The 11,545-nt window shown below is 71.9% G+C and carries 10 protein-coding genes; 5 read left to right on the forward strand and 5 right to left on the reverse strand.

The window, feature by feature from the left end:
• The first annotated feature begins 26 nt into the window (after window positions 1-26).
• Both H4W80_RS05390 and H4W80_RS05395 read left to right on the forward strand, forming a co-directional pair.
• Window positions 27-392 carry a YybH family protein gene (locus H4W80_RS05390; protein WP_192784045.1) on the forward strand — a complete coding sequence of 122 codons (366 nt, stop codon included), beginning with the start codon at window positions 27-29 and terminating at the stop codon, window positions 390-392.
• 45 nt (window positions 393-437) lie between these two features.
• A complete protein-coding gene (locus tag H4W80_RS05395; protein WP_192784046.1) occupies window positions 438-1,508 on the forward strand; it encodes an adenylyl-sulfate kinase in 1,071 nt (356 codons plus the stop codon).
• A 49-nt stretch (window positions 1,509-1,557) separates the two neighbouring features.
• Here H4W80_RS05395 and H4W80_RS05400 read toward each other — a convergent pair whose 3' ends face one another.
• Genes H4W80_RS05400 through H4W80_RS05410 form a run of 3 tightly spaced genes read right to left on the reverse strand, consistent with a single transcriptional unit; the run spans window position 1,558 to window position 5,021 of the window.
• Window positions 1,558-1,953 carry a DUF742 domain-containing protein gene (locus tag H4W80_RS05400; RefSeq protein WP_192784047.1) on the reverse strand — a complete coding sequence of 132 codons (396 nt, stop codon included), beginning with the start codon at window positions 1,951-1,953 and terminating at the stop codon, window positions 1,558-1,560.
• A 6-nt stretch (window positions 1,954-1,959) separates the two neighbouring features.
• Complete coding sequence (locus H4W80_RS05405) at window positions 1,960-2,358, reverse strand: roadblock/LC7 domain-containing protein (protein ID WP_192784048.1); 399 nt, start codon at window positions 2,356-2,358, stop codon at window positions 1,960-1,962.
• Window positions 2,355-5,021: a sensor histidine kinase gene (locus tag H4W80_RS05410; protein WP_192784049.1), complete on the reverse strand. Its 2,667-nt coding sequence runs from the start codon at window positions 5,019-5,021 to the stop codon at window positions 2,355-2,357. Before H4W80_RS05410 ends, H4W80_RS05405 begins: the two co-directional genes overlap by 4 nt.
• A gap of 406 nt (window positions 5,022-5,427) precedes the next feature.
• On the opposite strand from H4W80_RS05410, the gene H4W80_RS05415 reads away from it, so the two are divergent.
• A complete protein-coding gene (locus H4W80_RS05415) occupies window positions 5,428-6,420 on the forward strand; it encodes an ABC transporter substrate-binding protein (RefSeq protein ID WP_192784050.1) in 993 nt (330 codons plus the stop codon).
• Between the two features lie 49 nt (window positions 6,421-6,469).
• On the opposite strand, the gene H4W80_RS05420 is transcribed toward H4W80_RS05415, so the two are convergent.
• Together H4W80_RS05420 and H4W80_RS05425 are read right to left on the reverse strand one after the other, a co-directional pair.
• Window positions 6,470-7,072, reverse strand: a complete 603-nt coding sequence (locus tag H4W80_RS05420; protein ID WP_192784051.1) for a TetR/AcrR family transcriptional regulator — start codon at window positions 7,070-7,072, stop codon at window positions 6,470-6,472.
• 4 nt (window positions 7,073-7,076) lie between these two features.
• Window positions 7,077-8,045, reverse strand: a complete 969-nt coding sequence (locus H4W80_RS05425; RefSeq protein WP_192784052.1) for an aldo/keto reductase — start codon at window positions 8,043-8,045, stop codon at window positions 7,077-7,079.
• Window positions 8,046-8,141: 96 nt separating this feature from the next.
• On the opposite strand from H4W80_RS05425, the gene H4W80_RS05430 reads away from it, so the two are divergent.
• The gene (locus tag H4W80_RS05430) at window positions 8,142-8,369 is read left to right on the forward strand and encodes a response regulator transcription factor (RefSeq protein ID WP_225964521.1); all 228 of its coding nucleotides are present in this window, start codon (window positions 8,142-8,144) and stop codon (window positions 8,367-8,369) included.
• Between the two features lie 221 nt (window positions 8,370-8,590).
• The gene (locus tag H4W80_RS05435; RefSeq protein WP_192784053.1) at window positions 8,591-11,521 is read left to right on the forward strand and encodes an AfsR/SARP family transcriptional regulator; all 2,931 of its coding nucleotides are present in this window, start codon (window positions 8,591-8,593) and stop codon (window positions 11,519-11,521) included.
• Window positions 11,522-11,545 lie beyond the last annotated feature (24 nt).

Raw genomic sequence — 11,545 nt, forward strand, 5'->3', positions numbered from 1 at the left:
ATGGGCGGCCCGGCAGGGTGGAACCCATGACGGAATACGAGAAGGCCATGCGGCCGGAGGACATCACCCGCCTGTTCGTCGAGCGGTCCAACGCCGGTGACGCGGCCGGGGTGGCGGCGCTGTACGAGGAGGACGCGGTGCTGGCCTACCCGCCCGGCAGCCAGACGGTGGGCCGGGAGGCGATCCGCGAGCTGTGGGAGAAGGTGCTGGCCGGTCGGCCGCACTTCGAGCCGGAGCAGCCGCTGCCGACGTTGATCCACGGCGACCTCGCGCTCACCTCCACCCCGCCGAGGGACGGGGCCGGGGCGCGAGCCCAGGTCGTACGCCGCCAGCCGGACGGGAGCTGGCTGCGCGTGATCGACCAGCCCGAGTTCGTCCCGCCCACCCCCTGAAAAACGGGTCGCCGGGCAGGGCGGGGGCCGACTACGGTCGCGTGGATGAGCGATGATCGTCTGCCCCTGCTGTGGCTCTGCGGTCCTTCGGGCGTCGGCAAGTCGACGGTCGGCTGGGAGGTGTTCAACCAGCTCAGCCGGAGCGGCGTCAGGACGGCGTTCGTCGACGGCGACCAGATCAGCATGTGCCACCCGCTCCCCGAGGGCGGCACCCACCCCGTACGGGCGCGCCACCTGGCGGCGATGTGGCCCAACTTCCGCAGGGAAGGCGCCCAGTGCGTGGTCCTGTCCGGCTTCGTCTTCACCGACGAAGAGGTCCGCCAGTACACCCGCCTGCTCCCGGACGCCGCGCTGACGCTGTGCCGGCTGCGGGTCGGCCCCGCCGAGCTCAAGGAGCGCTTCCTGACCAGGGGCTGGCGTCCCGACCTGGTCGAGCAGGCCATCGCGGACGCGGAGGCCCTGGAGCGTACGGACTTCGCCGACGTGTGCGTGGACACCGACGGGCTCTCGATCGAGGAGGCGGCCAGGACGGTCCTCGCCCACGCCGGGGGATGGCCGCTCGCCGGGGTGCCGGTGCTCTGGTTCTCCGGCGCGACCGCCGTCGGCAAGTCCACGGTCGCGTACGAGGTCTTCTCGCGCCTCATCAGGAGCGGCGTCCCGGCCGCCTACGTCGATCTCAAGCAGATCGGCGTGCTGCGTCCCGTCACCGACGACGCCCAGCGGCTGAGAGCGGGCAACCTGGCCGCCCTGTGGTCCGGCTACCGGGCCGCCGGGGCCCGCTGCCTGATCGTCTCCGGCGACGCCGGCCTCGACACCTACGCGGGCTCCCTCCCCGGAGCCGCGCTGACGGTGTGCCGCCTGCACGCCGGACCCGGCACGCTGGCCGAACGGGTGATGCTGCGCGGGCAGGGCGGAGGGCCGGCGATCCCCGGCGACGAGCTGAAGGGGCTGGATCCCGGAGCCCTGCGGCGGGCCGCAGAACGGGCGGCCCGCGAGGCCGAGGCGCTGGAGCACGCCGGCGCGGGCGACCTCCGCCTCGACACCGACGGCCGGTCGGCGGCGGAGCTGGCCGAAGAGGTGCTGGCCGCCTGGCCCGGCCGTCCCGCCGACGCGTGAGGCGGCGCATGGGCGTGCGGGCGTGTGAGGTGGCGGGCGGGCGCGGGGTTCAGAGCCGCTGCAGCCCGCTGAGCACCCGTTCCAGCAGGCCGGCCTCCGGCCGCCCGCCGGTCAGGCGCGGGTGGTACAGGTGCAGCAGCCCCTCGGCCGCCATGTCGGCGATCAGCACGCGGGCGACCCCGAGCGGAATCTGCAGCACCGCCGCCACCTCAGCCACCGAGCGGACCTGCCGGCACAGCTCGCTGATGGCGGCGTACTCGGGCGTGATCAGGGCGAAGGTGTGCGGCGGCGCGTCGGCGGAGCACACCAGGGCCTCCATCGCCAGCTTGATGCGCGGCGCCGTGCGCCCGCCGGTGACGGCGTAAGGCCGGACCGGCGAATCCTGGTCCTGCTCGTCGGGGTCGGGCGGCGGCCGCCAGCCGCCGCCCCAGGGCGGGTCGGTCATGCCCGCTCACCAGGGCTGGCGGGCGCGAAGGGCCGGGGTGAGCACCTGCCCGGCCCGGTCGGCCAGGAGCGTCATCTGGTACGCCACCACGCCCATGTCGCAGTCGGGGGCGGCCAGCACGGCCAGGCAGGAGCCGTCGCTGATGGCCACGTTCAGCATGAGCCCGCGCTGCATCTCGATGGCGGTCTGGATGACCGGCCCGCCCTCGAACAGCGTGGCCGCGCCCTGCGTCAGGCTGGCCAGCCCCGAGGCGACGGCGGCCAGCTGCTCGGCGCGCTCCGGCGGGAAACCGGCCGAGACGGCGAGCGGCAACCCGTCGGAGGAGACGACCGCCGCGTGGGCGACGCCGGGGACCGACCGGGCGAAGTCGGTGATCAGCCAGTCGAGATTGCTGTTGCGGGTCATGGGCCTTCCTCGCGGGTCGTGCTCCCTGCATCGAAGGGAGGGATGCTGCGCATGCAGATCTCGTCGCGGGCCGCCCGGAACCCCTGCTGGTAGCCGGCCATGCGGTCGCGGACCTGCTCGGGCGAGATCTGCGGGATGGGGGCGACGCCCTTGGGCATCGAGGGGGTTTCGGCGCTGCCGGGCACCAGATTGGCCTTGGGCACGCGTTTGGGCAGGCCGGAGGCGGTGGTGCCGTCGTTGGCCGGGCTGGCGGCGGCCTCGGCCGCGCTCCACCCGGCGTCGGCCTGGGGGGAGCTCCAGGCGCCTTCGGAGGTGTCGTGGTCGAACCAGGCCGACTTCACCGCCGCGAAGATCGGCAGGTAGCCGTCGGGGTCGGTGACGGGCGCGACCCCCAGCCCGGCGCCGAGCGGGTCCACGGAGACCGCCCTGGCGGGGCCCGCGCCGTCCGGCGCCGCGCCGCCGAAGGCCGGACTTCCAGGGACCGCGCCGCCGAAGGGCGGGCCTCCGGGGACCGGGCCCGGGCCGCCGCGCAGGAGGTCGAAGCGCGCCCTGGCCCCGGGCGTGTCGAACACCCCCGGCCAGATGGAGGACGCCGACCAGCTCGCCGAGGGCCGGTCGGGCCCGGGATCGGTGGCGAACGACGGCCAGTCGGCCGGACCCGTCCCCATGGCCGGCGAGTACGGCCGCGGGGACGGGACCACGGGCGGGGGAGTGGCGGCCCAGGAGTCGGAGATGTCGAACGGCCGCCCGAACGAGGCCGCCGGCGTGGGCTGCGCGGGCGGTTGCAGCAGCGCCTCCGGCAGGAACACCGTCGCGGTCAGCCCCTTGGAGTCGTTGAGGTGCAGCTGCACCCGGATGCCGTGGCGGTGGGCCAGCCGGGCGACCACGAACAGCCCCATGCGCCGCGAGACCGACACGTCCACCGCGGGCACGTGGGCCAGCCGCTCGTTGGCCTGCGCGAGCTCGTCGGGGACCATGCCGATGCCGCTGTCGGAGATGGACAGCACGACGCCGCCGCCCTCGATGGCGGCGGCGGTGACGACGACGGACGTGGTCTGGGGCGAGAACGACAGCGCGTTCTCCACCAGCTCGGCCAGCAGGTGGATGATGTCGTTGACCGCCTGCCCCGAGACGGCGCTGCGGGTGGCGACCCGGGGCGTGACCCGCTCGTAGTTCTCCACCTCCGACAGGCAGGCGCGTACGACGTCGGCCACGCTGACCGGCTTGTTCCAGCGCCTGGGAGGCTCCTGGCCGGCCAGGAGCAGCAGGTTCTCGTTGTTGCGCCGCATGCGCGTGGCCAGGTGGTCGAGCGTGAACAGGCTGGCCAGCCGCTGCTCGTCCTGCTCGCCCCGCTCCAGCCCGTCGATGAGCTTGATCTGCCGCTGCACCAGGGTCTGGCTGCGCCTGGACAGGCTGACGAACATGGCGTTGACGTTGGCGCGCAGCCTGGACTCCTCGCCGGCCAGCCGGACGGCCTCGCGGTGGACCTCGTCGAAGGCCCGCGCGACCTCGCCGACCTCGTCCAGGGAGTCGACCCCGATGGGCGGGATGGCCAGGGCGGTCTCGTCGCCGGCCTCGTGCAGCGAGCGCACGGTCCGGGGCAGGCCTACCCCGGCGATGTGCAGGGCCTCGGTGCGCAGCCGGCGCAGCGGCCTGACCAGCGACTGGGCCATGATGGCGGTGACCATCAGGACCGCGAGCAGCAGCAGAAGGCTGTAGGTGGCGGCCAGCAGCGCGTCGCGGCGCGCGGAGTCCTGCAGCGTGCGGCTCTGCACGTTGATCGACTCGCCGAGCCGCCGCTGGACGGTCCACATGCCGTCCACGGTGCCGCTGATCGCCTCGAACCAGCGCTGGGCGTCGTCCTTGCGGTCCGGGTCGAGATCGATCCGGCCGCCCCCGGCGACCTGGGCCAGCGCGCGCAGCCTGATCGCCTCGGCGCGGTCCACCAGCGTGCCGGTGACGATGTCGTCGTAGGTCTGCAGCTGGTCCAGCGTGGCCACCGACCTGAACACCGCGATCTCGCTCTCCTGCTGGGCGCGGGCGGCCATGAAACGTTCGAGCTCGCCGCTCTGGAAACGGCCCGCCGAGGCCACCGCGGCGAGCAGGCCGCGCTGCTGCGAGGCGGCGTCGTGCGCCTTGGACAGGGCCGACAGCGCGCGCACGCTGTTGCCCAGGGCCTCCTGGTCGCCGCCCTGGGCGATCTGGTCGTGGAACTGCTGGAAGGCGCTGATGACCTGGGAGTACTTGGTCAGCGCGGGCAGGGCGAGCAACTGGGTGGACTGCACGACGCCGCGGGTCGCGGGGATCTCCGGCAGGCGGCTGACCATCTGCTGGGTGATGGTCCAGGCGCTCTCGCCGTGGGCGGGGGTGATCACCTGGGCCTTCGCCCGTACGGCGGCGACCGCCTCGTCCACGGGGCCGAACTGCCGGCGCAGCGGGTCGGCGCGCGCGGCCGAGCGGCCGGCGGCCACGAAGTAGACCGCGAGGTCGCGCTCGCGGGCGAGCTGGTGGGTCAGCTCGATGACGGCGTCGCCGAGCTCGGCCTTCTCCAGCACGCGCTGGTACTGTCCCGCCGCCGCCCACGAGGTGATCACCTGCTGGGCGCCGAGCACCACGCCCACCCCGGTGGGGATGAGGATCAGGGCGACCAGACGTGCCCGCACCCGCCAGTCCCGCAGTCGCAGCCTGCGCTTCTGCCTCCTGCGGACGTGCGCTAATCGGGGGCGAGGGCCGCGCGCGGCCGGTTGCTTCGTCACTGGCTCCCCACTCTGTCGCCTGAACGCACGCCGGCATGCGAGGCGCGTGATCTGCGCCCGGAGACGAAGAGCAATTTGAGCACATACCGACGAGGTAGGCCAACCTTACAAAGGCCGTGACTTCCATTGGAATGGCCGATTGACCTGGAATCCCTCCTATCTGCCCAAGGTCGCCAGAAATAGGACACTTTGGACAACCCGTAATGATCCACCGGGTCATGACTCATGACATTTCATGGCAATTGCCGCAGAACCTGCTGTACGATCACCGGCGGCCTTTCGGATGCGTGGACTCGCCAAGGAGAAACCCTCAATGGAATCCGGTTCTGCTTTTCGCGCGGTCCTGGCGTTACTGACCGCCGCCGCCCTCGCCGGGTGCGGCGGCGGCAGCACCCCCGCGGCGAACCCTGGCGCCCCGGGAGACCTGGAGAAGACCGCGCTGACCATAGGCGTCAGCCCCACTCCCTCCTCGGCGCCGGTGTTCATCGCCGATCGCAAGGGCTTCTTCAAGGCCGAGGGCCTGACCATCAAGACGGAGATCATCCAGGCCCCGCAGGCGGCCATGCCGAAGATCCTCAACGGCAGCATCGACATATTCAAGGGCAGCTACGTCTCCCTGATCAACATCCAGGACAGCGGCGCCGCCAAATTGAAGATCCTTTCAGACAGTTTGCAGGGCGCGCCCGGCATCGCCGGCGTCGTGGTACGCAAGGACTCCCCGCTGCAGACCCCCAAAGACCTCAAAGGCAAGACCATCGCCGTCAACTCCCTGAACAACCTGGGCACCATGTCCATGAGCGCCCATTTGAAGGCGCATGAAGTAACGCCGAAACAGGTGAAGTTCGTCGCCATCGATTTCCAGGCGCAGCTGGGCGCGCTGACGAGCGAGAAGGTGGACGCGGCCTGGATGGTGGAGCCGTTCCTGTCGGCCGCCCAGCAGGCCGGCGCCCGGCTGCTGCTCGACACCAACACCGGCCCGACCGACGCGCTGCCGATCGACGGCTTGACCGCCACGGCGGAGTGGGTGAGCAAGCGCCCGAAGACCACCGCCGCCTTCCAGCGCGCGGTCGCCAAGGCCCAGCGCCTGGCCGCCACCAACCGCGCCGAGCTGGCCGAGGTCGTCCCGCTCTACACGCAGACGCCCAAGCAGGCGGTGATGACCATGGCGATGGGCACCTTCCCGACCTCGCTGAACCCCAAGCGGATCCAGCGGGTGGCCGACCTGATGTACGAGTTCGGCTACCTGAAGTCCAAGGTGGACGTGGCCTCCATGGTCGTCCCGGAGCCCGTTCCGCAACCCGGCTAGTCACGGCAGGCGGAACGCGCCGTCCGGGACGGGACCACCGATCGAGCGATCAGCCTTCGGAGGCCCCCAGCCGGGCGCGGCCGGCGATCAGCGCGAGCGTGGCGTCGGCCGCCCGCCGTACGGCCGTGTCCACGGCCTGCTCTCCGGTGCCGAACGCGCCCAGGTGCAGCAGCCCCGCGTGCCCGTGCGCGGTGGCGGCCACGGCCAGCCCGAGCGACTCGGCGGCCACCGGGTCACCGTCGGCCAGGGCCATCGCCCCCGACTGGAACGCCTCCTTGACCGGCTGGGAGGCCCGCTCCAGATCGGGTGACCAGGAGCCGAACAGCACCTCGAACAGCGCCCGGTGCCGGGCGGCGAACCGTACATATCCTCTGGCCACCGCCACCAGCCGATCCTCCGGCGCGCTGCCTCCGCGCTCCGCGGTCACGGCCGCCACCAGCAGTTCCCCGGCGCGTACGCTCACCGCGAGCAGCAACTCGTCACGGTCGGCGAAGTGCCGGTAGGGGGCGCTGACCGCGACGCCGAGCCGCCGGCTCGCCTCGGCCATCGAGAACCCCTGGACCCCCTGCTCGGCGATGAGCTCCAGCGCGGTTTCGATGAGTGCGCCCCGCAGGTCGCCATGGTGGTAGCTGGGTCGTTTCCTGGGTGGCACCAGATCAGGTTAGCGACAGTTCATCCAGGGTTTTGTGCTCCGCGTCCGTCAGCGCGAAGTTCATGGCCCCCGCCGCCTCGGCTGCCTGCTGCGGCTTGGACGCGCCGGGGATGGCCACGACGGTGTCGCCGTAGCGGGTGATCAGCCAGTTGAGCGCCACCTGGGAGATCGTGGCGCCGTGCCCCTCGCCGATCCGCCGCATGGCCTCGATCAGCGGCCGGGTGCGTTCGAGCCCCTGGGCGCTGAGCACGTTGCGGCTGAACAGGCGGCGCGCCGGCGGCGCGGACCTGGCCAGTGCCGGGTTGTCGTGGAAGCGCCCCGTGAGCACCCCACCCTCCAGCGGCGAGTACGCGATGAGCGTCACGCCCAGCTCGCGGGCCGTGTCCAGCACCGAGTCCCGCTCGACGTTCCTGTGCAACAGGCTGATGCGCACCTGGTTGGCGGCCAGCGGGATGCCCTCGGCGGCCAGCACGCGGTGGGCGAGCACCAGCTGGCGGGCGTTGAAGTTGCTGACGCCGACCGCGCGGATCCGGCCCGACCGTACGAGCCGCGCCATGGCTTCGAGCTGGGCGGGGAGGCTCGACAGGCTGCCGGTGGGCATGTGGATCTGGTGCAGGCCGACGGGGTGTCCGCCCAGATGGGCCAGTCGCTTGCCGATGGTCTTGGTGATGCTGGCCGCGGTGCGCAGGTGCGGCGTCCATTTCGTGGCGACGGTCACCTGGCCGGGGGTGATGCCGCACTCGTTGAGCGCGGTGGCCAGCGCCTGCTCCGATTGCCCCCGGCCGTACATCTCGGCGGTGTCGAACCAGGTGACCCCGCCGTCGAGGGCGGCCTGTACGACTGCGGTGGCCGTCTCCTGGCCGATGGGATTGATGATCAGGCGGGTGTAATTGGCCGTGCCCGCGAACTGCATGCACCCCAGGCCGATGGGGCTGATCTCGATGTCGGTCTTGCCCAGCCTCCGCGCTTCCATCCGCACTCCTCAATGTGATAGTCGATCACATTGTGAAAGGCTATCACATTCGCGGCGCCGGGCTCAGAGCCACGCCCGGAGCTCCTCGCCGTGCCCATGCATGCGCGGGCGGCCGGTCTGGACGTCGACACACCGGGCCCCGACGCCTTCGCCGGGCTCTCCCCGCAACAGCAGCAGATCGTCCGGCTCGCCGCCCGCGGGCTGACCAACCGCGAGATCGGCGAACGCCTCTTCCCGTCGCCGCGCACCTTTCCCAAGCTGGGCGTCACCTCCCGCTCCCAGCTACGCGACGTGCTGGAGGCAGGGACCCGCACGACTGCCTGACGCGCCGGACACCCGGTGCGGGCTCCGCCGAGAGCCCCCGCCGGCTCGGTCGTCGAACGTATGAGCCCGGGGTCGCGGACCGCGAGGCGGTCCCACGCACGCCGGAGTTGAACGCCGATCGGTTTCCTCGAGGTTGTCCGGTTCTCCGGGCCATCATGCGGGCATGCGGCCCGCCGAATATGTGAGGATCTGTTCACATAACGATGAATATAATGATCGCCATGGGCCGTACGGCAGGCGAGGACATGACGGCGCCTGACAGCCTGCCCCCGAAGACGCACCAGCCGGACGGCGTGGAGTTCCGCCTGCTGGGGCCTGTCGGGATCTGGGCGGGTGAGAAGTTTCTCGGCCCTGCCACCCCGCAACAGCGCTCGGTGCTGGCGATGCTGCTGCTCCACGCTGGCCGGACGGTTCCGCTCGAGCGTTTGATGAAGGCGGTGTGGGACCAGGAGCCTCCCGCCTCGGCGCGCAACGCCGTTCAGGGATACGTGTCCAAGCTCCGGCGGCTGCTCGCCAGGGTGCCCGGCACCGAGCTGTCCACCTCGCCGCCGGGGTACCGGCTGGTCCTCGACCCGGCACGGGTGGATCTGCTGCGCTTCCGTGAGCTGGTGGCCCGCGCGCATGCGAGCGATCAAGGCCGGGCGTGCGACCTGTTGCGGCAGGCGCTGGTCTTGTGGCACGGACCGCCGCTGGCCGACGTGGCAGGTGGCCTGCTGCGTGACACGTTCGGCGTGACGCTGGAGGAAGAGCGGCTGAGCACGATCGAGGAGCGCCTCGCGATCTGCCTGCGGCTGGGCAGACATCACGAGGCGCTCGTCGAGCTCCCCGCGCTTGTGAGCGAGCATCCGCTGCGGGAGCGCCTGGTCCATCTCACGATGGTGGCGCTGCACCGGGACGGCAGGCGGGCGGCCGCGCTGGCCGCGTACCATGACCTGCGCGGGCGGCTGGTCGAGGAACTGGGGATCGATCCCGGGAGCGAGCTGCAGCAGCTGTACCAGCGCCTCTTGGAGGAGGACGACCTCGCCGAGGCGGGAGACGGTCCCGCCACCGTCCTTCATCGCGGTGACCTCTCGGCGGGGGGCCCGGGAGGCGTGCCTGCCCCGCCGGTGCCCGCGGAGCTGCCTGCCGACCTGGTCTCCTTCACCGGGCGCGGGGCGGAGCTGGCCCGCGCGTACGAAACTCTGCGCGCGACCGAATCCGGCGGGCCGCGGATCTGCCAGATCACCGGGCTCGGCGGGGTCGGGAAATCATCGCTGGCCATCCACATCGCGCATGCCGTCGCCGGCGACTTCCCCGATGGCCAGCTGTACATCAACCTGCACGGCGACACGCCTCACACCAGGTCGGTGAAGCCGGCGGAGGCCATGCGCCGCTTTCTGCGCTCCCTCGGCGTGGCCGAGGCAGCCATACCCGCGGGCCTGGAGGAGGCCGCGGGGCGATTCCGGTCGCTGATCCACGGCAGGCGCATGCTCATCATCCTGGACAATGCGCGCGACGCGGCGCAGGTCCGGCCGCTGCTTCCCGGCAGCCTCGGGTGTGCGGTGCTGATCACCAGCCGGCGCCGGTTCACCTCCTTCGACGGCGCCGTACAGATCTCGCTGGACGTGCTGCCGGACGGGGAGGCCCTCGACCTGCTGCGTGCCGTGATCGGGGAGAAGGCGATCGCCGCCGAACCCGCCGCGGCGGCCGAGGTCGTCCGGCTGTGCGGCAGCCTGCCCCTGGCGTTGTGCCTGGCGGCGGCTCGGTTGAGGGCCCGGCCGGCCTGGTCGCTCGCGTCCCTGGCCAAGCGGCTGGCGAACACCCGGCGGCGGCTGGACGAGTTGCGCGCCGACGACCGGGCGCTCCGGGCGAGTTTCCAGACCAGCTACCAGGATCTGCTCGCCGACTCGCAAGGCAGGGCCGCGGCGCGGATGTTCCGGTTGCTGGGCATGTTCGACGGGCCGGACATCAGCCTGTCCGCAGCCGCCGCGCTGGCCGATCTCCCCGAGGAACGGGCGCAGGACCTGCTCGATCACCTGGCCGACGGGCAACTGGCGGACAACTACCTTCCGGACCGCTACCGGCTGCACGACCTGCTGCGGCTGTTCGCCCGCGAGCGCGCGGAAGAAGAGGACAGCCTGCCGGAGCGGCAGCGGGCCTTCCGCCGGGTCCTGCATCACTTCCTGGCCACTGTCCGCACGATCACCCATACCCTGAACAGGGGCAGCACGTGGCGGCTGGACGTCGGGCCGGCCGACCTGGTCCAACCGGGCGTGATCTCGTTGAAGAGCCAGGACACGAAGGCGTGGATCGACTCCGAGGCGGACAACATCCTGGCGGCCGTGGACCAGGCGACACGCACACCGGTCGCCGGCGAGGTGGTGGGGCTGGCCACGTCGTTCGCCGTCCTGTTGCACGAGCGTGGCCACTATCTCAAGCAGTTCCACCTCGCCGAACTGGCGCTGGTGGCCGCGGAGCACACAAGTGACCCGTTCTATCTGGCCGTCGCACACGGCGACCTCGGCTGGGCGCACATCTACGTGGAACACCCGGACGACGCCATCCGCCACCTGCACAAGTCCCGGGCCGCCTTCCGGCGGGCCGGGAACACCGGCCGCGAGGCGGCACTGCTCGACTACATCGGGGTCGCCCACAGGAGCGCGGGCCGCTACGACGAAGCCATCGCCCACCACCTGCGCGCACTCGCCCTCGTCGGCGAGGCGGGCAACCGCCTGACCCATGGGGCGGTCCTCACCCATCTGGGGCTGGCCTACCAGCGGGCGGGGCGCTTCGCCGAGGCCGTCGCCGCGCATACCGACACGATCGCCATCCTCAGAAAGGCCGGCATCTCGGCCTACCTAGGGCTCGCTGTCGGCCATCTCGCCGAGGCGCACCGCCTGGCCGGAGACCCGGGGCGGGCCGTGGCCTATTACCAGCAGGCCCTCGACCTCCACCGGGAAGCGGGCCCCATCGGCGAGTTGCGGGAGGCCGACATCCTCTGGGGACTGGGCCGCGCCCTGCACGACGCCGACCGGACCCCCGACGCCCACCGATCCTGGCGGCGCTCGATCGGCATCATGCGGGGCCTCAACCTCATCTCGGCCGAGGAAAGGCACGCACTCGAGAACAGCGAGGTTCCCGAGACGCCGCAGGCGATTCAGCGGCAGCACTGAGCTCGCCCTGCGTATTCTGCCCGG

This window comes from Nonomuraea angiospora (assembly GCF_014873145.1).
GTDB classification, from domain to species: Bacteria; Actinomycetota; Actinomycetes; order Streptosporangiales; family Streptosporangiaceae; genus Nonomuraea; species Nonomuraea angiospora.